This window comes from Blautia sp. XA-2221 (assembly GCF_028767025.1).
GTDB lineage: Bacteria > Bacillota > Clostridia > Lachnospirales > Lachnospiraceae > Blautia_A.
Genome location: NZ_JAJQXX010000004.1, coordinates 1 through 21,698, shown reverse-complemented (window position 1 = coordinate 21,698; position 21,698 = coordinate 1). Strand labels below are relative to the sequence as shown.

The following is a 21,698-nucleotide window of genomic DNA, read 5'->3' as shown; positions in this document are numbered from 1 at the left end:
CCGGCTGTTTTTATTAAGCATTTGTTTTCTGTCCTTTTTTCTTAAAAGGAAGGAATTCGCGTCCGTTTCCTGCATAGAAGCGGCTGAAAATCTCGTAATATTCCAGACGAAGAACCTGGATACCAACGATCAGACCCTCCATGGCGCATACAAAAATGTTGCCCAGAACAATAACGATCCAGTTGGGGCTGCCGCCTTCTGTAGCTCCTGCCAGCATCAGAACAACCTCCATCATTGCCGCGTGACTGACGGCGAAGGCTCCGATACGGAGGAAAGAAAGAGTGTTGGACAAGTAGCTTAACAGTACCTCAAAAAGTTCAAAGAAGCTCTGAACAAAGAACATTCCTTTCTGTTCAGGAAGGATCTGTTTCTTTTTCTCTACCAGATTGGTAAGAGGCTCCTTCAGGAACATCAGAACCAGCGGTACGCCAAACATAACTGTCAGAACAGCTGCTGCGGGAAGCTTTTTGCCGGAAACAAGAAGCACTGCGGACAGAGCGATGGAACCATAAAATACAAGTCCGGCAACAGCATTGCTGTCAAACCATGTACGTTCTGTATCATGATTGCGGACAGCATTGATGATATTAAATACCATACAGATCAGGATCAGAAGCATTCCGAATCCGATAGCGATGACAAATACTGCATTCAGTCGTCCCACCAGTGGAACGTCCATCATTGCTTTCATAGGTTTCAGCCATATGGCGTGGAGAACTTCTTCAAATCCAAAGATACTTCCGTACATAAATCCGAAAAAGGTGGAAAAAACTCCGGCGCAGCTGATGATGCCTGCAAGATCCATATGTTTTTTCTTATACAGGAACAGACCGCCAAGAAAAAGGATCAGTCCCTGTCCCACATCTCCGAACATTGCTCCGAAGATCAAAGAGTAGGTAATAGCCACAAACCATGTGGGATCCAGCTCATTATAAGCGGGAAGACCGTACATTTTTACATACATTTCAAAAGGCCGGAACAGCTTCGGGTTATGAAGCTTGGTTGGCGGCGTCTTTTTTGCCGGTGATTCTTCATCTTCCATAAGGCAGAAGATTTTGTCGTCATCTCTGATGTCCTCCTGGAAAGCCAGAGCGTCCTTTTCCGTCATCCAGCCGCACAGGATATAGAAAGGATTTACTTCGTTCCTTGTTCGTGTGCAGGCTGCAAGCTTACGGATATCAAAACTTGAAGAGCAGGCATCAAGGGCGGCTTTTGCAGAAACAATATCCTGGCAGTTATCTTTAAGGAAACTGTCGGAAGCTTTCTGGTTGGCATCCAGGCCTGCGTGGATCTCCTGGTGACGCTGTTCCAGTTTTGAAAATGCTTCTTTGGCAGTACCGGTATAGCAGTCAGGCACAAAGATCTGTTCAAAATGCATGGATGAATAAACTGCGTGTACCTTGTGAGCCTGATGCTTTGGTACAAAATAAACACCGTAAATATACTGCTCATTATCGCTGCATTTGATAAACAGAGTATCCAGGGTATCATAAATGTATTTCTCGAATTTCTGGAAATACTGTTTTTCAATCCGACCGAACCGGTAATGGATATAACTGAAGTTCAGAATTTCAGATACATCATAATTAAGAGTCTGGAAAGGACGGATGATCTTCAGTGAATCCAGTATTTCAGCATGTTCCGCCTTCAGCTGCTGACGGACATCAGCGAGATGACCGGATTCTTTTTGGAGCTTTCGGACCACAGAGACGGCGGTTTCTGTATCCATCTTTTTGGGAGTGATGCTCTCCGGATCTTCCAGTTGTTCATAAAAACTGTTAATGGAAGTAAGAGCTTCACGATAAGGATTGATTTCCAGAAACGGTGACAGATTGGCAACCTCTGTCAGCTCAGAAAGAGCATTTTCCAGATGAATCTCATATTTGGAAAGATAGGTTTCTGTCATTCTGTCAATATCGGCCTTTGGTCCTGTGATGCTCAAAAATTTCATTTTTTCAATCACGATGTTACCTCCGGGGTGTTAATTATTATGAATAAACTGAAGCGCTTCTTCAGGCTGTACACCGTACCGTACACATTCAATAGCAATGGTCAGACGGTTTACTTCATGCTCCTTGTGATACATATAGGAATAGAGCAGAGCCACGGAATAAGGATCCTTCCGAGCCTCTTTTTCCAGAGTATTGCGGAGCATACAGTTATAAAATTCCTCAAGATTATGTGCTGCCAGATGTTCGTATTTTTTGCCATAATAGGTTTTGCGGAATAAAGGTCTTGCTTCTTCAAAAGAAGCGGCTTCCACAAGGGTGTTGATTTCTTCTTTTTTTAATTTGTAATTCATTGGTATCAGCAGAGCGTAGATATCTGCCGGCGCCATATGAAAATACCGTTTGGATCGGAAAATAAACTGCAGATTCAGCATATCGAATTTTTCTCCATATGCATGAGTGATCTGTTTCAGGTCATTTCCGGAAAAGAGTTTTTTGCGGACATTCCAGATGTGTGTAAAATAATACAGGTCAAGAGCCATGCCGTAGTCAAAGAGCAGTGCGCTTTCGTGATTCTGGATCCGAGACAGGGGCTGGTAAAATTCATTGCCCTTTAATGCCGTGATAAATTCTTCCATAGAGGTACAGGCAATCAGCCTGTCAAGGTCCATATTAGAGTGTTTACGGAAAAAATCACGGTACGGAGTCACATCTACAGGATCTGTGTTTCTGTGATCGAACAGGTCTGTCATGATCTCCTTTAGAACACGAATCTCATAGCGCTTGGAATAAAGATCCAGGAATTTGCGCTGTTCCGGATTAGAAAATTGATAGATACGGGAAAAATTGTTAAAAACAGAAGCTTTTAACAGTTTTTCAATCTGTCCTCTGTGGAGGGTGTTTTCATCCAGAGAAGCCCAGGCTTCTTCGTATTCCTTTGTATGCTTCAGGTAAGTGATCACCTGAGGAACACTGGATAACTGAAGAATTTCCTGAAACTGTTTTTCCGTTGTCAGTTTGCTCTGCATGGCGCGGATCTTTGCTGAAATCCCGCTGTAGGAGAGGAGATTTCCCATGCTGTCTTATGCCTCCTTTTTCAGTTTGCAAGAAGCTTCTGGAATAAGTGCTCTGAAAGAGTTTTGTGATGCTGGCTGTAATAGCTGTCCAGCTCACAGAGAGCAGATTCCATATGACTGCGCAGTTCAGAAAGCTCTTCATTTTTTTTCTGTTCCAGACTGCTGCGGAGCTCCTGAATCTTTGTATTGGTCTCCTGTTCCAGAGCAGCGTCAAATTCTTTGCATTTTTCCTCCATTTCTGCGGAAAGAGCGGATTTGGTGCTGTCTGCATCCTCCATAATGCGTTTTGCAGTAAGTTCTATTTCAGATAGCTTATTGAGTATCTGTTCCATATTCAACCTCCTTTTGCTGGCAGGATTCTTACTTTGTGGAACTTTATCCTATGATACACCTTTTGTTTAAAAAATACCATACAAATTTACGGTATTATATGGTAATTATTTTATGACAAGTTGTATAAAGGTCACAAAACATGCATATTGTTGCAAAAGGGACACAGGGAAAATCATAAGATTTTTGTGAAGAGAAAACAGGAATGCTGTTATAATGATACAGACAAAATGCAAGACTGGCAGAGAAAACAGTGAAAACGCAGGAAATGTTTTTGTTGCTGAGTACAGAGAAAACATGTATGATAGGAGAGAATCTTTGATTTATGGTGAAAAAATATTTTTGCATATTGAAGATGCCATTGTGTAGGATTCAGTATTTGTTTATTATAGAAACTGATATAATATATTTTCAGATGAGGAATTTTTTGATATGAAGAGCCTTTACTATACCTGAGAATAAAGCTGTGAAAAAAACCATAATCTGACAGGAAGAAAAATTCAAATAAAATTAACGGAGATTAAAAATAAGACTAAGAGTACAGCATAAAAGGAGGAACTGTATTATGAGACTTAGAAATATACCGGGAGCCAAAGATGCTATTCTGGAAAGCAGATATGTAGTGCAGGAGCCAAAAACACAAAAAGGAAAGTGGAGTCAGTGCTTTTTGAAGGAACAACCTGTGCATATTGAGGTTGGAATGGGAAAAGGCCGTTTTTTGATGGATATGGCAAGACTTCATCCGGATATCAATTATGTAGGAATTGAGATGTATGACAGCGTATTGCTCCGGGCTCTTCAGAAAAGAGAAGAAATGGAGGAAGCAGGAGAAAAGCTGGATAACCTTCTTTTTATGAGAGTAGATGCCCGTGAGCTTCCTGATATTTTTGAAAAAGGAGAGGTACAGAAAATATATCTGAATTTTTCCGATCCGTGGCCAAAGGCACGTCATGCAAAGCGCAGACTCACATCCAGAGAGTTTCTTGCCCGCTATGAGCAAATTCTGATTCCCGATGGCGTGGTAGAATTTAAAACAGACAACAGAGAACTTTTTGAGTTTTCTCTGGAAGAAGTAAAGGAAAAAGGCTGGGAGCTTCTGGCGCATACTTTTGATCTGCATCATCAGGAGGATATGATGGAAGGCAATGTTATGACAGAATATGAAGAAAAGTTTTCTTCCATGGGAAATCCTATCTGCAAACTGGTGATCCGTCAGAAGTAACTGGGAACCCTTTGATTCAGATATACATATATTATATAGAAGAAACACTTCAGAGGACAGAAACAGCTGTCCTCTTTTTTTGACTGAGAGGTTTGTTTAAGCGGAGGATATTATGGCAGCATTGAAAAAGCATGGGAAAATTTATTCAATTATGACACAGTTCAGTTATGATCATCGCAGACTGGACAGTCATCTGACAAAAATTCGTAAAAATGCAGATGAGCTGGCAAAAATGCTGGACTCATTGGATAGAAAAAATGCGGATAAAATGAAAAAGTGATTTTTTAGTGAAAAAAATTAAAAATTATATAAAATAATGCTTGACTTTTGACAAAGTGTTTCGTATAATAAATTTTGCGTTAAGGAAATAAAAAACGCAGGAAAATAAAATAAGCGTCTTTAGCTCAGCTGGCAGAGCACCTGACTCTTAATCAGGGTGTCCAGGGTTCGAACCCCTGAAGACGCATTTAAAGCACTGTTTTTGCGGACAACGTGATTGCCGCGGGGACGGTGTTTTTTCGTTGTGTAAAAATATGGCAGCATCTATTAATGGAGCAATTGAGGAATATAACCTTGTAAATGAATAAGCACAATGACGCAATATAGCTTTATTCCAAAATCCGGGTGTGGTAAAATACACCCGGATATATTTTTATGGAGGACAGAAAAGTGAAAACTACGGAAATTTTTGCCCACAGGGGTGCCAGTGGATATGAGTCAGAAAATACCCTGGAGGCTTTTGCATTGGCAGTGGAACAGGGAGCAGATGGAATTGAACTGGATGTCCAGCTTAGCAGGGATGGTCAGATGGTGATCATACATGACGAAAGTATTGACAGAGTTTGTAATGGGACAGGCTGGGTAAAAGACTATACACTGGAAGAATTGAAAAGATTTCAGGTTAGTACTCCTGAGGGAAAAAAAGGCAGGATTCCCACATTACGAGAAGTTTTGGAACTGGTAAAACCAAGTGGGATTAAAGTGAATATTGAACTGAAAACAGGAATTTTCTGGTATCCGGAACTGGAGCGTATGGTAATAGAAGAGGTAAAGCACCAGGGAATGGAAGACAGGATCATATATTCTTCTTTTAACCATTATAGTATGCAGAAAATCAGAGAACTGGATCCAGGAGCGGAAACTGCTTATCTGTACAGTGATGTGATCCTTAATGTTGCCGATTATGCAAAAAAGACCGGGATCAAAGGGCTTCATCCGGCAATTTATCATATGGTGATGGCGGATTTTCTCAGAGAATATAAAGAAAGTGGATTGAAGATCCGTGTGTGGACAGTAAATGAAACAGAGCATATGGAGAAACTATTCCATGCAGGGGTGGATGCAATTATTACCAACTATCCGGACAGAGCAGTGAAGATCAGAAACAAATTCCTGAAAAAACACAGTTGATTTTAACCGGAAAAAGAGCATATAGCAGGTGATATGCTGAATATCCATGCGGCGATCTACATGGTAAGCGGCAAAAGGCAGAGAGGCTTGGATTTTTAAAATACATGACGATACAGGAGGAAGGAAATGAGCAGGATTAGAATTATCAAGAAAAATGATGAATACAGTCAGGAGTATGAAGTGGGAGACATCTTTGAAACAGAGGGAACCTGGTATGGGGGCGTTCATATTTCCGGCAGGACCGGAGTACCGGTATCTCTGGACAAAGAGGAGTACGCAGAACTTGATTCGGAGCCGGAGGCTCTTGTAATAACAGAAGAAGCAGCCAGAAGGGATATTCGCCCGGGAGATATTGTCCGTCATTTTAAAAGAGAATGGGTAAATGAGAATACTTCAGAGTATCTTTATAAAGTGCTTGCTTTTGCGGATCATACAGAAACAGGAGAAAAGTTTGTGGTTTATCAGGCTCTGTATGCTCCCTTTAAAACCTGCGCAAGACCTTTTGAAATGTTTATGAGCGAAGTGGACAGGGACAAGTATCCGGATGTAAAACAGAAGTGGAGATTTGAAAAAGTGGAGGAGAATTTCTAAATCTCAAATAATTACTGGTTTCCATTAACGCTTTAATGTGATATAATGACTTAAATTATTTTATAGGAGGGGAAATCAGTGAAAGAAAGAGAAACTTTTGGCTCACGACTTGGGTTTATTCTGGTGTCTGCTGGATGTGCCATAGGTCTGGGGAACGTTTGGAAATTTCCATATATGACAGGAAAATACGGTGGGGCGGCGTTTGTTCTCCTTTACCTTGTTTTTCTTATAGTTCTGGGACTTCCTATTCTTGTCAGCGAATTTGCAGTAGGACGTGCCAGCAGAAAAAGTACGGCGAAGGCTTTTCACGAACTGGAACCGGAAGGTTCTAATTTCCATAAGTACAGCTATATGGGGATGATCGGAAATTATGTTCTGATGATGTTTTATACCATGGTAGCCGGATGGACGTTGTACTATGGCTATGTAATGGCAACCGGAAAGCTTCAGGGAGCGGATTCTGCACAGGTAACAGAATTTTTCGGGAACTTCCAGAAATCCACAGGAACCATGATCTTTTGGATGGTTCTTGCAGTGTTTCTGGCATTTGGGATCTGTTCTCTTGGGCTTCAGAACGGAGTTGAGAGAATTACAAAAATCATGATGCTCTGCCTGTTGGCACTGATTGTTGTGCTTGCAGTTCATTCTGCTACTCTGGACGGGGCCATGGAAGGTATCAAATTTTATCTGATTCCGAATTTTGAGAATATGAAAGAAGCCGGAATCGGAAATGTAATATTCGGAGCCATGTCTCAGGCGTTTTTCACTTTGAGTATTGGAATCGGAGCAATGGAGATCTTTGGAAGCTATATGAAAAAGGATCTGACACTGGCAGGAGAGAGTCTTAGCATTCTTGTACTGGATACTTTTGTTGCGCTGATGGCAGGCATGATCATTATCCCTGCATGTTTTGCGTTTAATGTAGAACCGGGTGCGGGTCCGGGGCTTGTATTTATCACACTTCCCAATGTATTTAATCAGATGATGGGAGGAAGGCTCTGGGGCGCATTGTTCTTCCTTTTTATGGCATGCGCGGCTCTGTCTACAGTAGTTGCCGTATTTGAAAATATTTTGTCTTTTGCCATTGATCTGTGGGGCTGGAGCCGTAAGAAAGCAGTAATGGTAAATATTGTGCTTGTTATTCTTCTTTCCCTGCCGGCAATCCTTGGCTTTGGACCCTGGTCCGGAATACAGATTTTAGGCGAAGGAACAAACATTATGGATCTGGAAGATTTTATTGTATCTAATAATATTCTGCCTCTTGGTTCTGTACTGTTTGTACTTTTCTGCGCATCAAAGAGAGGCTGGGGCTGGAAGAACTTTTTAAAAGAAGCAAACACAGGAAAGGGTGTAAAATTCCCGGCAGGTATCCGTATGTATATGTTGTGGGTGATTCCTGTAGTGGTTTCTGTAATTTATCTGAAAGGCTACTATGATATGTTTAAGCCAAAAGGAATGGAATATCTTGTTCCGGGGATGATCATTGGCGTGGCAATGCTTGCGCTGGTTGTGTGGATCGCTTTTGGGCATAACAAAAGTAAAAAAGACAGGAGCTGACGGATATGATAGCGGAAAAAATGATTCCTTTTGTTCAGAATAATTCTGCGATCCGTACCATGTTTGAGGAGGGAAACCGTCTGAAAAAGCAGTACGGAGCGGATAAAGTATATGATTTCAGTCTGGGAAATCCCAGTGTTCCTGCGCCTGACTGCGTTCGGGAAGCCATTGTTGACCTGGCAAACAACGAGGATCCTGTAATTCTCCACGGGTATATGAATAACGCGGGATTTGAGGATGTGCGTGAAACGATTGCACAGTCCCTGAATCGTCGTTTTGGGACAGATTTTTCTGCAAAAAACCTGATCATGACAGTGGGAGCTGCAAGTGGACTGAATGTGATCCTGAAAACCGTTCTGAATCCCGGAGAGGAAGTTGTTGTTTTTGCACCATATTTTCTGGAATACGGTGCATATGTAAAAAATTATGACGGAAAGCTTGTGGAAATCTCTCCGGATACAGAAACCTTTCAGCCAGATCTTCAAGAATTGGAAAGAAAAATCACTGTAAACACAAGGGCTGTTATTGTAAATAGTCCTCACAATCCCACAGGCGTTATTTATTCGGAAGATACAATTAAAGCTCTGGCAGCGATTCTGGATAAAAAACAAAAAGAATATGGCAGTGTGATTTATCTGATTTCAGACGAGCCATACCGTGAGCTTGCCTATGACGGTGCGGAGGTTCCATATCTTACAAAATACTACAAAAATACAGTAGTAGGTTATTCTTACAGCAAATCCCTGTCCCTTCCGGGAGAGAGGATCGGTTATCTTGTGATCCCGGATGCTCTTGAGGACAGTGAAACGGTAATTGCAGCAGCAGGTATTGCAAATCGTATTCTGGGAAGTGTCAATGCGCCTTCTCTGATGCAGAAGGTGATCGCCCGCTGTGTGGATGCGGAAGTGGATGTGGCTGCCTATGACAAAAATCGTCAGGCTCTCTATCACGGTCTTACTGCCTGCGGTTTTCAGTGTATCAAACCGCAGGGAGCCTTTTATCTTTTTGTGAAGTCACCGGTTCCTGATGAAAGGGAATTTTGTGAGGCGGGAAAAAAGTATAATATTCTTATGGTTCCGGGAAGTTCCTTTGCCTGCCCCGGATATGTGAGACTGGCCTATTGTGTTTCCTATGAGACGATCATCAATTCTCTTCCGGAATTTAAAAAGCTGGCAGCAGAGTTTTCTCTTACAGGAGAAAAATAAAGCCGGAGAGAAGCCGGTTCTTTTCAGGCTTTGCTGTTTTATGACGGCAAAAGTCAAAAATAATAATGTAAATACGAGAACAGGATTCTTTTCCATAAAACAGGAAGGAATCCTGTTTAAATTTTATCAATCTTTTTCCGTATAGCCAGCATTTTCTGATCCAGCGCGCGAATGACCGCAGCGCACTGCTGAAGTTCCTCGTCAATAAACTGTGTTTCTTTTTGTTTTCGTTTATAGCGGAGCTGATGATCCAGATTTGCCCAGTAATCCATGGCGGCAGTGCGGAGTTGAAGTTCTATTTTTATCCACTGGATATCTTCCTGAAAGGGAATTGCTGTTTCCAGAATCAGATGAAGACTCTGGTAGCCGGAGGCTTTGGGCTCCTGTATGTAGTCCTTGATTTTCAGGATTCGGATGTCTTTTTGCTTTTTGAGCAGTCCGGCAACCTGGTAGATATCATCTACATAAGCACACACCGCTCTTACCCCGATCAGGTCGTTTATTTTTTCAAGGGCAATATTAAAATTCAGTTCAAGCCCTTTTTTCTGCATTTTTTTATATACGCTGTCATATTCTTTCAGCCGTCCGGTTTTCATCTGAATGACATTGCGCTGATACTTCATGGTAAGGATTGCGTTGATAATATCAAGTTTTGTCAGCATAAGGCTGATAGCGCACTTTCCTTTTGTGCGAAATGTTTCGTCCGTCAGATCACGCTTGAGCTGCTCTTTCTTTTTCAATTTCTGCTGTTCTTCCTCAATCTGTGTATAAATAAATTTCCAATGGTCTCTTACTGCAATACAACTGTTCATTACTTTATACTCCTTATAATAAATAGAAAAAAAGATTAAGTTAATTCAGGGTAAAATATATCTGAAAGTCTGAAAGGCTGTCAGAATAACTGTTTACAGTGGATATTAGCCAGAAAAACAGTCCCCATCAACTAAGATATGTTCCTGTTTGGAAAAATATGACAGAAATATTTTTGTGTATGTTGTATAAAAAACAGGATTTGAAGCTTCTGTTTTTTGAATGTTTTTTTGCAAACATAAAGATTGACAAATGATTAACAAACAAATATAATAGAACCATCGAGTTTGACAAATATTTAACGTTAATCAATTAACATAATTATTTGACGCTCTATCAAAAGAAAGTAACAATATAAGAATATAAATGGATTAACAAGGAGGATTTCAAATGGCAAAGACAGAAACCCACATCCCGGCTGTGATCGACACTGCAGAAGCACTGGAAGCAAAAATGGCTGCGATGAAAGAAGCACAGAAACTTTTCGCCACTTACACACAGGAGCAGGTAGACAAAATCTTTAAGGCTGCGGCTACCGCTGCTGACAAAGCACGTATTCCCCTTGCAAAAATGGCTGTTGAAGAAACTGGCATGGGTATTGTGGAAGATAAGGTTATTAAGAACCATTACGCAGCAGAGTATATTTACAATGCTTACAAAAACACAAAAACCTGTGGCGTGATCGAAGAGGACACTGTTTACGGAATCAAAAAAATTGCGGAGCCCATCGGTCTGGTAGCTGCAGTTATCCCGACAACAAATCCTACTTCTACAGCGATTTTTAAAACACTGATCGCATTAAAAACAAGAAATGCAATTATCATCAGTCCACATCCGAGGGCAAAAGGCTGTACCATTGCAGCAGCAAAGCTTGTTCTTGAAGCAGCAGTAAAGGCCGGCGCACCGGAAGGTATTATCGGATGGATCGATGTTCCAAGCCTTGAGCTTACTAACCTGGTTATGAAGGAAGCGGATATTATTCTGGCAACAGGTGGTCCCGGAATGGTGAAAGCTGCATATTCTTCCGGAAAACCGGCTCTTGGAGTTGGCGCCGGAAATACCCCGGTTATCATTGATGACACAGCAGATGTGCGTCTGGCAGTAAACTCCATTATCCATTCAAAAACTTTTGATAATGGTATGATCTGCGCTTCCGAGCAGTCTGTTACTGTACTGGAAAGCGTATATAAAGCAGTGAAAGAAGAATTTCTTTACAGAGGCTGCTACTTCCTGAAAAAGGATGAACTTGACAAGGTAAGAAAAACTATTCTTATTAACGGCGCGCTGAATGCAAAGATCGTAGGTCAGAAAGCTGCCACAATTGCAGAAATGGCAGGTGTGACTGTTCCGGCAGAAACAAAGATCCTTATTGGAGAGGTTGAGTCTGTGGATATCAGTGAAGAATTTGCTCACGAAAAACTTTCACCGGTACTTGCCATGTACAAGGCAAAAACCTTTGACGAGGCTCTTGCAAAGGCTGAACAGTTGGTAGCTGACGGCGGATACGGACATACTTCTTCTCTTTACATCAATGTAAACGAGAAAGAAAAAATGGCAAAACATGCGGCTGCCATGAAAACCTGCCGTATTTTAATTAATACACCATCTTCTCAGGGTGGAATCGGAGATCTTTATAACTTTAAGCTTGTTCCTTCCCTTACTCTGGGATGCGGATCCTGGGGTGGCAACTCTGTTTCTGAAAACGTTGGAGTGAAGCATCTGATCAATATTAAAACTGTTGCAGAGAGGAGAGAGAACATGCTCTGGATGAGAACACCGGAAAAGGTTTACTTCAAAAAAGGCTGTATGCCGGTTGCCCTTGATGAACTGGGAACTGTTATGGGCAAAAAACGTTGTTTTATTGTAACTGACTCTTTCCTTTACAAAAACGGATACACAAAGGCTATTGAGGATAAACTGGATCAGATGGGCATTGTTCATACCTGCTTCTCTGATGTAGAGCCGGATCCGTCTCTTGCATCTGCAAAAGCCGGAGCTGCAGCAATGCGCGCTTTTGAACCGGACTGCATTATTGCTCTCGGCGGCGGTTCTGCAATGGATGCCGGTAAGGTTATGTGGGTTCTTTATGAGAATCCGGACGCTGATTTTGATGATATGGCAATGGATTTCATGGATATCCGCAAGAGAATCTATACTTTCCCTAAAATGGGTAAAAAAGCTTATTTTGTGGCAATTCCAACATCTTCCGGTACAGGTTCCGAGGTAACTCCGTTTGCTATTATCACAGACAAAGAGACAGGAATCAAATGGCCGCTGGCAGATTATGAACTGATGCCGAATATGGCTATTGTTGATACAGACAACATGATGAGCGCACCGAAAGGTCTTACCTGCGCTTCCGGTATTGACGTTATGACTCATGCAATTGAGGCATATGTTTCCGTAATGGCTTCTGATTATACAGACAGCCTTGCGCTGAAAGCGATCAAACTGGTATTTGATTACCTTCCGAGAGCTTACAAAGACGGAAATGACGTGGAAGCCAGAGATCACATGGCAAATGCTTCCTGTATGGCAGGTATGGCTTTTGCAAACGCTTTCCTTGGTGTAAACCACTCCCTTGCTCATAAGCTTGGCGCATTCCATCATATTCCACACGGAATTGCAAATGCTCTGGTTCTTACAGATGTAATGCGTTATAATAGTGCTGAGGTACCTACAAAGATGGGAACATTCCCTCAGTATCAGTACCCGCATACACTTGCACGTTACGCAGAAATCGGACGTTTCGTAGGTCTTACCGGCAAAAACGATCAGGAAGTATTTGAAAAACTTCTTGAGAAGCTGGAAGAGCTGAAGAAGATTATTGAGATCAAGCCAACCATCAAAGATTATGGTGTAGATGAAAAATATTTCCTGGACACTCTGGATGAGATGACTGAGCAGGCATTCAATGACCAGTGTACAGGAGCAAACCCGAGATATCCGCTGATGGCTGAGCTGAAGGAAATCTACCTGAAAGCATACTACGGAAAAGAGTCCAAATAAGAAAAGGGAGGGTATTTACCATGAAGTTGAAAGACAAAAAGGTATTTTTGACACGTCCATACAAAGTTGTTTACAAAGACGGAGACCGTATTATCAAGGTATTTACCAGAGAGCATGGTAAGGCGAACGTTTTTAATGAAGCTCTTTGCCAGGCTCGCGTAGAGGAAAGCGGTCTGGATATCCCGAAGGTTTTAGAAGTAACCGAGATTGACGGTGAATGGGCGATAGTGATCGAATATACAGAAGGAAAAACTCTGGAACAGCTGATGAATGAAAATCCGGAAAAACTTGAGGAATACATGGAGAAATTTGTAGATCTTCAGCTTTCCATGCATGAGAAAAAAGCTCCGCGTCTTACACTTCAGAAGGACAAATTTGCCCGCAAGATTGAGAGCATGAAAGATAAACTGGATGCTACTGTCCGCTACGAACTGCTGACAAGACTGGACTCTATGCCAGATCACACCAAGCTCTGCCATGGCGATTTTAACCCAAGCAATGTGATCGTTGCAGAAGATGGAACCATGAAGATCGTAGACTGGTCCCATGCAACTCAGGGAAATGCCAGCGGCGACGCAGCCATTACTTATCTGGAGTTTGCTTTGAAAGATGAAAAAATGGCTGATCTGTATCTGAAACTTTTCTGCAGGAAAAGCGATACCGCAAAGCAGTATGTACAGAAATGGCTTCCCATTGCAGCGGCAGCGCAGCTTACCAAAGGTGTAAAAGAGGAAGAAGAGTTCCTGCTTCGTTGGACAGATATCATTGATTTCCAGTAAATTGCAAACAAAAAATCATTTAAAACAAATCCCTTTATTATTTATAAAATCCCCGAGCCGACTGTGTCGGTTTCGGGGATTTCTTTTGCCTGGACAAGATTTTATTTTGTAAAAAATGCAACACAAGATGAAAAAATACGTCTAATATAATATATGGGAGTAGATGAACAGGAGGCGACTATGGAAGATACAGATATCATTGAGTTATTTTTAAACAGATCTGAAGAAGCAATTCGTCAGACAGATATAAAATATTCAAAACTCTGCTTTGGAATCGCATGGAATATTTTGTTGAATAAAGAAGATTCAGAAGAATGTGTAAACGATACCTGGCTCATAACATGGAATGAGATTCCACCTAAAATTCCGAAAATGCTATCCGCATTTGTTGGAAGAATAACTCGAAATCAGGCAATCGACTGTTTACGGAGGAAAAATGCGTTTAAAAGAGTGGATACTCATATGGCAGATATTAATGGTGAACTGGAACGTCTGGAAGAAACGGTACAATATTCTCTGGAACATAATATAAAACGTCAGGAGATTTTAGACATTCTGGATGAATTTCTAAAAGGACTAAAAGAAGAGGACAGAGATATTTTTGTGCGGCGTTATTGGTATATGGATGATATTAAAGAGATTTCCAGAAGACATTCTGTTTCGGAAAGTAAGGTGAAATCCAGCCTGTTTCGAAGCAGAAAAAAATTATGGAAAAAGGCAGGTGATCTGTTATGAAATATAATTATATATTTTTGGAGTTATTTGGGGACATTGATGAAAAATTTATTTATGAGGCTTCTCGTCCATGGAAAAAACATGTAGTTATAAAATACAGGTTATTAAAGATTGCTGTAGCGGGATTTATAGTAGTATTTTTGGTAACAGGTCTTTTTATGCATCAGGAAGAGGTAAAAGCAGCATGGAAACAGTTTACCTGGTGGATTGGAACAGCATTGGGTGTTATTGAGGATGTCGGCAGTTATACAGATATTATAGGGAAGACTGTAACCAGAAATGGAATTTCTCTTACCATACAAGAAGTAGCTATAGATAAGAATAACTTATGGGTGGCGTTTTCGGAAACTTCTGATTCAGTCGAAACAGAGGCGCCAGTTTTGCTGACAGATGTGTTTGTTAATGGGAAAGCACTGCAATTAAGTGAAAGTTATCCGGTGCCGCTGGAAAAACAGGATATATGGGGAGAAGTTTCTGGCTATCATATGGAAGATGATGTTATTAGGAACGGAGAGGCAGCGGTAAAAATAAGTATACATGCAGCTTCACCGGAAGAACTACAAAAAACAGATGAACTTCCGAAGTCAGATGAATTTGTTTTTGAATTTAAAACAGATTTAAAAGAACTGGAGGCAAATACTGAAATAATTAATGTAGATCAACAGATTAAAATAAATGAAAATCAAAATTTAACTGTTTCTCAAATCCGGCTAAATGATTTTACAAGTACGATTTCAGGAAAGATGACAGATTTAGGAGAATATGATGAATATTACTTAATTGGAGAAGATAATCTGGGCAATTCTGTTTGTTATAGACTTGCAGATTATAATAAACCAGAAATATTGTTTCAACAGGATCGGTCTTTCCCGCGCTATACGCGTATTTCCAAAAAAGCGGAATCACTGACACTCCGGTTATATGTTAATAAATATGAAAATAAAGATATTGTCAACAAATACTTTGATACAACAGGAGAAGAAGGCATATATGGAGAAGGAACAGGACATGTGTATGAGGAAGATGTAGATTTAACACAGATATATTGTCCATTAGGCAATAAAATAGAAATAAAAATTCGATAACAATTGAAAATCCCAAATAACATAATCAGAATAAAAAGCGCGACAAAATCATTGCCTGAATGACTTTGCCGCGTCTTTTTATAGGGTAGATAAATCAGTTCTTTTTAAATGCCGCACGTTTTCTTTCTCTTGGATCAAGAATTCTTTTGCGGATGCGAAGGCTTGTAGGAGTTACCTCCAGAAGCTCGTCACGGTCGATAAATTCAATGGCCTGCTCAAGGCTTAATACCTTGGGTGGTGTCAGTTTCAAAGCCTCGTCAGCGGAAGAGGAACGGGTATTAGTCAGATGTTTGGTCTTGCATACGTTCAGCTCAATATCTTCGGCTTTACCGTTCTGTCCGATTACCATACCGCTGTAAACTTTTGCGCCCGGTCCAATGAAAAGGACGCCTCGTTCCTGAGCGGAGAAAAGTCCGTAGGTTACGGCCTCGCCAGCCTCAAATGCGATCAGGGAGCCCTGTTTACGATACTGGAAATCTCCTTTGTACGGAGAGTAGCCGTCAAACATGGTGTTCAGGATTCCGGTTCCTTTTGTGGAAGTCATAAATTCACTGCGGAAACCGATCAGTCCGCGGGATGGAATATGGAATTCCAGACGGACAGAACCGTCACTTGCAGTGCTCATTCCCTGAAGCTCACCTTTACGCTCGCTGAGTTTCTGAATTACAGTACCGGAAAATTCCTCCGGAACATCTACATAAGCAATTTCCATTGGTTCCATTTTTTTGCCGCGCTCATCAAAATGATAAAGGACTTCAGGCTTGCTGACGGCAAATTCATAGCCTTCACGGCGCATATTTTCAATCAGAACAGAAAGATGAAGCTCACCGCGTCCGGATACCTTAAAGCATTCTGTTGATTCAGTATCTTCAACACGAAGACTTACGTCAGTGTTCAACTCTCTGTAAAGACGGTCACGGAGATGACGGGAAGTAATATATTTTCCTTCCTGTCCTGCAAGAGGGCTGTCATTAACCAGGAAATTCATGGAAATAGTAGGCTCGGAAATTTTCTGGAAAGGAATGGATTCCGGATTTTCACCGCCGCACAGGGTATCGCCGATATGGATGTCTGCAATACCGGAAACAGCTACGATGGATCCGATAGAAGCCTCTTTGACTTCAATCTTGTTCAAACCGTCAAATTCATAAAGCTTGCTGATCTTTACTTTCTGGCGTTTGTCCAGATCATGGTGGTTCAGGAGAGTAAGCTCCTGATTTACAGCAATCTTGCCGTTTTCTACTTTTCCGACACCAATTCGTCCTACATATTCATTGTAGTCGATGGTGCTGATCAGAACCTGTGTATCTGCATCCGGATCCCCTTCCGGAGCAGGAATATATTTAAGAATAGTTTCAAAGAGAGGAGCCATATTTTCCGGTGTATCGGAAAGGTCGAGAACCGCATGTCCGGCTTTTGCGGATGCATAAAGGAACGGACAGTCAAGCTGCTCATCAGAAGCTTCCAGATCCATGAGAAGTTCAAGCACTTCATCAATTACTTCATCAGGACGAGCTTCCGGACGGTCGATCTTGTTAATGCAGACGATTACATGAAGGTTAAGCTCCAGCGCTTTTTTAAGAACAAATTTTGTCTGAGGCATAGCTCCCTCAAAGGCATCGACAAGAAGAATTACGCCATCTACCATTTTCAGTACACGTTCTACTTCTCCGCCGAAATCAGCATGTCCGGGAGTGTCGATAATATTGATTTTTACGCCTTTATAATGGACAGCAGTGTTTTTGGACAAAATAGTGATACCACGCTCACGCTCAATATCATTAGAGTCCATGACACGCTCCTGCACTTCCTGATTTTCGCGGAAAACACCGCTTTGTTTCAGAAGCTGATCCACCAGAGTGGTTTTGCCATGGTCTACATGGGCGATAATGGCAACATTGCGTACATCTTCGCGTTTGGTCTTCATAAAATTTGAAATCCTTTCTTTTTTCTTCTATATTAATGTGTTTTTTATTCATGGTACGACTTTTCAGTTTACCACATTTCTCGCAGATTACAAGGTATTCAAAAAAATTTTTTAAGATTTTGGTTCTAAACTTGCGGGTGTGTACATAGGCTAATATAGACAAAATACCCAAAGAGGAAGGAGAACTATATTATGGCAGACAAAATTATTGAAAACAATCAGGTATCAATCATGGGGAAAATTGATACGGGCTTTACCTTCAGTCATCAGGTGTTTGGAGAGGGATTTTATGTGATGGATCTGATCGTAAAGAGACTCAGTGATTCAGAGGACAGGATCCCGGTCATGGTATCCGAAAGGCTTCTGGATGTAACGCAGGATTACGTGGGGGAATATATAGAAATCCACGGCCAGTTCCGGTCTTATAACCGCCACGAGGAAAAACACAACCGTCTGGTGCTTTCTGTTTTTGCAAGAGAGGTAAGATTTGTGGAGGAAGAGGATGACTCTGTTCCTGTAAATCAAATCTTTCTGGACGGATATATCTGTAAACCGCCGGTTTACCGTAAAACACCGCTGGGAAGAGAAATCGCAGATCTTCTGATGGCTGTAAACCGTCCTTATGGAAAATCTGATTACATACCCTGTATCTGCTGGGGAAGAAACGCCCGGTATGCTTCGGCTTTTGCCGTTGGGGGACATGTTCTGATCTGGGGACGTATCCAGAGCCGGGAATATGTAAAAAAACTGGGTGAGAACCAGGCAGAAAAGCGTATTGCCTACGAGGTTTCAGTAAGCAAACTGGAATACATGGAGTAGGAGTCAGGACATACATTGCCTCATTCAGGCGTCTGTATTACTTCTGTACATAAGCGGACAAATGAATGGGGCAGGTATATAGGCCGGTCTGTGATCAGGAGGGGCTGTGGGAATAAAAATGTGAGAATATATGGCTGCACAAAACCCCTGACGAATTCATATATTGATCGACAGGGGCTTTGTTCATCTTTTATTCAGTTGGAAATTCAGGCCTGTTTTACAGCTGTTTTTTTAAATATGCGGAAAACTCCCGTCTGTTCAATCAGTCTGGTAATAGTGAAAAAGATAAAGGAGTCAATGGGCCACATGATCAGATTTTTTACTGTACGTGCAGGCAGAATTGCAAGAAAACCTTTTCCGTACAGCATATCAAGCCACAGTGTACTCAGAATTACATTGACAACAAGAACAACTACCAGCTTGGCCATCAGAACTCTTTTCAGCGTCAGCTTTTTACGGTAATAAAAGCATCCGTAAATAAAAGCTGCAAGTATTGCATTAAATGTAAAGCCAAAGAAAAAAGCTCCGTCAGGTCTCATGAAATATTTTACAATATCAAGAATTCCTGCAAATAATCCTCCGGTAACAGGACCAAACAGATAATCCACAATCTGGTTGGGGATTCCGGAAAATCCAATTTTGATATACGGACCAAGATTAATGGATGCCACTGAATTCAGGATCAGTGCAAGTGCCGCAAACATTGCGCACATGGCAAGTGCAGGCACACTCTTCAGCTCTTTGGCTGAGGAAAGAAACATATTTTTGTTTTTTTCCATAAAAAAATTACCTCCCTTCGCAGATATCTGACTACAATAGGAGATAACCAAAAATATTTACCCTCTGTTGCAGCGAGATGCAATCCATATACCGCAAGATTACTCTTTTCGTCCTTCCGGCAACTCTCTATCCGGATGGCACTTTACGCATATGAATCTACTCTGCATGTTTTTTATGAGGCTATTATATACTGTTTTGTTATAATATGCAATAAAAAAAGTGATATTTTGGAAGGTTTTTCGTCTTAATATACAAAGAGACGAGCGCAAAAATATATTATAAAGTGCAGGCGAAGATGCGTCTTAAAAAGTTTGATAATATAGGGACAGATAGAACGATTATCCGTTATGACCGGTTGGTACAGATGCGTCTTAAAAAATTTGATAATGTAGGGACAGATAGAATGATTATTCGGTATGGCTGGTTGGTACAGATGCGTCTAAAAAATCCGATAATGCAGGGAGGGGATTTTGACTGCGGCAGACAGTTTGGACAGGTTATTTTTACTGACGGACAGAAAACAGAACGGAGGATTGCTAGCGGATTGTTGTTTACATGGCGCTGTACCGGGAAGTGTTTTGGGCGCATACAAGCAAAAATTCCGGGATATACAAGCCAAAATGTTATTGTTGAAGATTGCTTTAAACGGACTCTGAATTGCTGGCGCAGGACGGAAAAGCTTGCAATTTCAAGTGAACTGAGGTAAGATAAGGACATTGAAAAAGATGCAGTTTCATCAATATTAAGAGGAATTGTCATGAAAAAAGAATTAACAGAAGTATACTGCGGAAGCGCAAAGGGAAAGACTACACTGGCTCTGGGGCACAGTCTTCGTGCTGCTGCTGAGGGAAAGAGCGTTATTATCATTCAGTTTCTGAAAGGAAAAGAAACACGTTCTGTTGATTTTCTGGAGCAGTTGGATGATCTGGATATCAAGATCTTCCGATTTGAAAAAAGAGATTGCTGCTATGATGATCTGAGTGATGAAGAAAAGGCAGAAGAACGTTCCAATATTTTAAACGGATTGAATTTTGCCAGAAAAGTAGTTGTAACACAGGAATGTGATTTTCTTTTGCTGGACGAGATTCTTGGTGTAATGGAACAGGGAATTGTTTCCGTAGAAACAGTTGCAGACATTCTCAGGCAGAAAGACGAAAGTATGCAGATTGTTATGACCGGTTCGAATCTGCCGGAAGAATTGAGGCCCTATGTGGATACAGTGATAAGACTCACTGAGGATATGGCTGAAAATGATTCAGAGCAACAGTAAAATCCGTGATTCGGGAAAACTGTGATTTGCATAATATAGTACAGAAGAATAAAAGGAGGAACTTATATGGCAATTTTTAAGGGCGCAGGCGTTGCTATTATAACCCCGATGCATGAAGACGGGAGTGTAAATTATGAAAAACTGGAGGAGATTCTGGAGTTTCAGATCGCTAACAGTACAGATGCCATTATTATCTGTGGAACAACCGGTGAATCATCTACAATGACTCACGGAGAACATCTGAAAACAATTAAGTTTACAGTGGATAAGGTGGCAAAACGTGTTCCCGTGATTGCAGGTACAGGTTCCAACTGTACAGAAACTGCGATTATGATGTCCAAGGAGGCGGCTTCCTATGGCGTAGATGCGCTTCTGGTTGTAACTCCTTATTATAACAAAGCCACACAGAAAGGTCTGATCGCTCATTATACAGCGATTGCCAATGCGGTTCCGGAAACACCGATCATCATGTACAATGTGCCAAGTCGTACCGGTTGTAATCTTCAGCCTGCTACGGTAGCTGCACTTGTAAAAAATGTAAAAAATATCGTTGGAATTAAGGCTGCCAGCGGAGATCTTTCTCAGATTGCAAAAATGATGTCTCTTGCAGGAGAGGATCTGGAACTTTATTCCGGCAATGACGATCAGATTCTTCCAATCCTGTCTCTTGGCGGACTTGGCGTTATTTCCGTTCTGTCAAACGTTGCGCCGAAGCAGACTCATGATATTGTTATGAAGTTTATGGAAGGTGATACCAGAGAGGCGGCAAGACTTCAGCTTGAAGCTATTCCGCTGGTCAATGCGCTTTTCTGTGAAGTGAATCCGATTCCGGTTAAAACAGCTATGAACATGATGGGTATGGAGGTAGGACCTCTTCGTATGCCGCTTTGTGAAATGGAAGAGAGTAATAAAGAAATCCTTGCGAAAGCAATGAAAGATTACGGTATTAAACTTGCATAAATAAAAACGGAGCTGGATTAAATTCAGACGCCTGTTTTTGGCAGGTAACAGAACAGATATATGTAAAGTAGTATCTGGATGTGTGCAGATATGCGCACAGAGGAGGTAAGTTTGAAACAAAGAGGTAGTGGGTAGAAAAAAATAAATTGCATAGCAAACAAGCCATCTTTCGGTGGCTTTTCAA

General features: G+C 41.3%; 20 protein-coding genes, 1 tRNA gene and 1 riboswitch. Of the genes, 15 read left to right on the top strand and 6 right to left on the bottom strand.

Annotation, left to right across the window (positions count from 1 at the left end; all coding sequences use genetic code 11):
- Nucleotides 1-13 precede the first annotated feature (13 nt).
- From LU279_RS04630 to LU279_RS04620, 3 genes are read right to left on the bottom strand one after another with little or no spacing between them, the layout of a single operon-like run.
- A complete protein-coding gene (locus tag LU279_RS04630; RefSeq protein WP_274421396.1) occupies nt 14-1,963 on the bottom strand; it encodes a V-type ATP synthase subunit I in 1,950 nt (649 codons plus the stop codon).
- An 18-nt stretch (nt 1,964-1,981) separates the two neighbouring features.
- Nucleotides 1,982-3,025, bottom strand: coding sequence for a V0D/AC39 family V-type ATPase subunit (locus LU279_RS04625; RefSeq protein ID WP_274421395.1), 1,044 nt, complete (start codon nt 3,023-3,025; stop codon nt 1,982-1,984).
- A 20-nt stretch (nt 3,026-3,045) separates the two neighbouring features.
- Nucleotides 3,046-3,357 carry a hypothetical protein gene (locus LU279_RS04620; RefSeq protein ID WP_274421394.1) on the bottom strand — a complete coding sequence of 104 codons (312 nt, stop codon included), beginning with the start codon at nt 3,355-3,357 and terminating at the stop codon, nt 3,046-3,048.
- 563 nt (nt 3,358-3,920) lie between these two features.
- Between LU279_RS04620 and trmB the strand changes: the two genes are divergently transcribed.
- From trmB to LU279_RS04585, 7 genes are all read left to right on the top strand, one after another.
- Nucleotides 3,921-4,577 carry a tRNA (guanosine(46)-N7)-methyltransferase TrmB gene (gene trmB, locus LU279_RS04615; protein WP_274421393.1) on the top strand — a complete coding sequence of 219 codons (657 nt, stop codon included), beginning with the start codon at nt 3,921-3,923 and terminating at the stop codon, nt 4,575-4,577.
- Nucleotides 4,578-4,689: 112 nt separating this feature from the next.
- Entirely contained in the window at nt 4,690-4,857 is a 168-nt protein-coding gene (locus tag LU279_RS04610; protein WP_274421392.1) for a hypothetical protein, read from the top strand.
- A 113-nt stretch (nt 4,858-4,970) separates the two neighbouring features.
- Nucleotides 4,971-5,043, top strand: a tRNA-Lys gene (locus tag LU279_RS04605).
- A gap of 188 nt (nt 5,044-5,231) precedes the next feature.
- Nucleotides 5,232-5,987, top strand: coding sequence for a glycerophosphodiester phosphodiesterase (locus tag LU279_RS04600; RefSeq protein ID WP_442870143.1), 756 nt, complete (start codon nt 5,232-5,234; stop codon nt 5,985-5,987).
- A gap of 126 nt (nt 5,988-6,113) precedes the next feature.
- The gene (locus LU279_RS04595; RefSeq protein WP_274421390.1) at nt 6,114-6,578 is read left to right on the top strand and encodes a DUF1653 domain-containing protein; all 465 of its coding nucleotides are present in this window, start codon (nt 6,114-6,116) and stop codon (nt 6,576-6,578) included.
- Nucleotides 6,579-6,656: 78 nt separating this feature from the next.
- Nucleotides 6,657-8,135 (top strand): sodium-dependent transporter, encoded by a 1,479-nt coding sequence (locus tag LU279_RS04590; RefSeq protein WP_274421389.1) that lies wholly within the window; start codon nt 6,657-6,659, stop codon nt 8,133-8,135.
- Between the two features lie 5 nt (nt 8,136-8,140).
- Nucleotides 8,141-9,340, top strand: a complete 1,200-nt coding sequence (locus tag LU279_RS04585; RefSeq protein WP_274421388.1) for a pyridoxal phosphate-dependent aminotransferase — start codon at nt 8,141-8,143, stop codon at nt 9,338-9,340.
- Between the two features lie 116 nt (nt 9,341-9,456).
- Here LU279_RS04585 and LU279_RS04580 read toward each other — a convergent pair whose 3' ends face one another.
- Entirely contained in the window at nt 9,457-10,152 is a 696-nt protein-coding gene (locus tag LU279_RS04580) for a GTP pyrophosphokinase (protein WP_274421387.1), read from the bottom strand.
- A 388-nt stretch (nt 10,153-10,540) separates the two neighbouring features.
- Here LU279_RS04580 and adhE point away from each other — a divergent pair, with 388 nt between their 5' ends.
- The 4 genes from adhE to LU279_RS04560 all read left to right on the top strand — a co-directional run bounded on the left by adhE (nt 10,541) and on the right by LU279_RS04560 (nt 15,758).
- Entirely contained in the window at nt 10,541-13,159 is a 2,619-nt protein-coding gene (adhE, locus tag LU279_RS04575) for a bifunctional acetaldehyde-CoA/alcohol dehydrogenase (protein ID WP_274421386.1), read from the top strand.
- Between the two features lie 20 nt (nt 13,160-13,179).
- Nucleotides 13,180-13,938: an aminoglycoside phosphotransferase family protein gene (locus LU279_RS04570; RefSeq protein ID WP_274421385.1), complete on the top strand. Its 759-nt coding sequence runs from the start codon at nt 13,180-13,182 to the stop codon at nt 13,936-13,938.
- Between the two features lie 180 nt (nt 13,939-14,118).
- Nucleotides 14,119-14,673 carry an RNA polymerase sigma factor gene (locus LU279_RS04565; RefSeq protein WP_274421384.1) on the top strand — a complete coding sequence of 185 codons (555 nt, stop codon included), beginning with the start codon at nt 14,119-14,121 and terminating at the stop codon, nt 14,671-14,673.
- Nucleotides 14,670-15,758, top strand: a complete 1,089-nt coding sequence (locus LU279_RS04560) for a DUF4179 domain-containing protein (protein ID WP_274421383.1) — start codon at nt 14,670-14,672, stop codon at nt 15,756-15,758. The genes LU279_RS04565 and LU279_RS04560 overlap by 4 nt, the downstream gene beginning before the upstream one ends.
- A gap of 94 nt (nt 15,759-15,852) precedes the next feature.
- Here LU279_RS04560 and typA read toward each other — a convergent pair whose 3' ends face one another.
- A complete protein-coding gene (typA, locus tag LU279_RS04555) occupies nt 15,853-17,685 on the bottom strand; it encodes a translational GTPase TypA (protein ID WP_274421382.1) in 1,833 nt (610 codons plus the stop codon).
- Nucleotides 17,686-17,877: 192 nt separating this feature from the next.
- On the opposite strand from typA, the gene LU279_RS04550 reads away from it, so the two are divergent.
- A complete protein-coding gene (locus LU279_RS04550) occupies nt 17,878-18,504 on the top strand; it encodes a single-stranded DNA-binding protein (RefSeq protein WP_022068797.1) in 627 nt (208 codons plus the stop codon).
- Nucleotides 18,505-18,710: 206 nt separating this feature from the next.
- Here the strand turns inward: LU279_RS04550 and LU279_RS04545 are convergent, their stop codons facing one another.
- The gene (locus LU279_RS04545) at nt 18,711-19,283 is read right to left on the bottom strand and encodes a folate family ECF transporter S component (RefSeq protein WP_274421381.1); all 573 of its coding nucleotides are present in this window, start codon (nt 19,281-19,283) and stop codon (nt 18,711-18,713) included.
- Nucleotides 19,284-19,351: 68 nt separating this feature from the next.
- Nucleotides 19,352-19,450, bottom strand: a riboswitch (THF riboswitch).
- A 129-nt stretch (nt 19,451-19,579) separates the two neighbouring features.
- Between LU279_RS04545 and LU279_RS04540 the strand changes: the two genes are divergently transcribed.
- The 3 genes from LU279_RS04540 to dapA all read left to right on the top strand — a co-directional run bounded on the left by LU279_RS04540 (nt 19,580) and on the right by dapA (nt 21,514).
- Nucleotides 19,580-19,990, top strand: coding sequence for a hypothetical protein (locus LU279_RS04540; protein ID WP_274421380.1), 411 nt, complete (start codon nt 19,580-19,582; stop codon nt 19,988-19,990).
- A gap of 51 nt (nt 19,991-20,041) precedes the next feature.
- Complete coding sequence (locus LU279_RS04535; RefSeq protein WP_274421379.1) at nt 20,042-20,554, top strand: cob(I)yrinic acid a,c-diamide adenosyltransferase; 513 nt, start codon at nt 20,042-20,044, stop codon at nt 20,552-20,554.
- Nucleotides 20,555-20,620: 66 nt separating this feature from the next.
- Nucleotides 20,621-21,514, top strand: coding sequence for a 4-hydroxy-tetrahydrodipicolinate synthase (dapA, locus tag LU279_RS04530; RefSeq protein ID WP_274421378.1), 894 nt, complete (start codon nt 20,621-20,623; stop codon nt 21,512-21,514).
- The last annotated feature ends 184 nt before the right edge of the window (nt 21,515-21,698 follow it).

Bases quoted from the DNA above. Each gene is read 5' to 3' on its own strand.
- trmB (WP_274421393.1), top strand. From the start codon at position 3,921: ATGAGACTTAGAAATATACCGGGAGCCAAAGATGCTATTCTGGAAAGC.
- LU279_RS04625 (WP_274421395.1), bottom strand. From the start codon at position 3,025: ATGGGAAATCTCCTCTCCTACAGCGGGATTTCAGCAAAGATCCGCGCC.
- LU279_RS04535 (WP_274421379.1), top strand. From the start codon at position 20,042: ATGAAAAAAGAATTAACAGAAGTATACTGCGGAAGCGCAAAGGGAAAG.
- typA (WP_274421382.1), bottom strand. From the start codon at position 17,685: ATGAAGACCAAACGCGAAGATGTACGCAATGTTGCCATTATCGCCCAT.
- LU279_RS04600 (WP_442870143.1), top strand. From the start codon at position 5,232: ATGGAGGACAGAAAAGTGAAAACTACGGAAATTTTTGCCCACAGGGGT.
- LU279_RS04595 (WP_274421390.1), top strand. From the start codon at position 6,114: ATGAGCAGGATTAGAATTATCAAGAAAAATGATGAATACAGTCAGGAG.
- LU279_RS04565 (WP_274421384.1), top strand. From the start codon at position 14,119: ATGGAAGATACAGATATCATTGAGTTATTTTTAAACAGATCTGAAGAA.
- LU279_RS04620 (WP_274421394.1), bottom strand. From the start codon at position 3,357: ATGGAACAGATACTCAATAAGCTATCTGAAATAGAACTTACTGCAAAA.
- dapA (WP_274421378.1), top strand. From the start codon at position 20,621: ATGGCAATTTTTAAGGGCGCAGGCGTTGCTATTATAACCCCGATGCAT.
- adhE (WP_274421386.1), top strand. From the start codon at position 10,541: ATGGCAAAGACAGAAACCCACATCCCGGCTGTGATCGACACTGCAGAA.
- LU279_RS04560 (WP_274421383.1), top strand. From the start codon at position 14,670: ATGAAATATAATTATATATTTTTGGAGTTATTTGGGGACATTGATGAA.
- LU279_RS04585 (WP_274421388.1), top strand. From the start codon at position 8,141: ATGATAGCGGAAAAAATGATTCCTTTTGTTCAGAATAATTCTGCGATC.
- LU279_RS04570 (WP_274421385.1), top strand. From the start codon at position 13,180: ATGAAGTTGAAAGACAAAAAGGTATTTTTGACACGTCCATACAAAGTT.
- LU279_RS04550 (WP_022068797.1), top strand. From the start codon at position 17,878: ATGGCAGACAAAATTATTGAAAACAATCAGGTATCAATCATGGGGAAA.
- LU279_RS04545 (WP_274421381.1), bottom strand. From the start codon at position 19,283: ATGGAAAAAAACAAAAATATGTTTCTTTCCTCAGCCAAAGAGCTGAAG.
- LU279_RS04610 (WP_274421392.1), top strand. From the start codon at position 4,690: ATGGCAGCATTGAAAAAGCATGGGAAAATTTATTCAATTATGACACAG.
- LU279_RS04540 (WP_274421380.1), top strand. From the start codon at position 19,580: ATGCGTCTTAAAAAGTTTGATAATATAGGGACAGATAGAACGATTATC.
- LU279_RS04580 (WP_274421387.1), bottom strand. From the start codon at position 10,152: ATGAACAGTTGTATTGCAGTAAGAGACCATTGGAAATTTATTTATACA.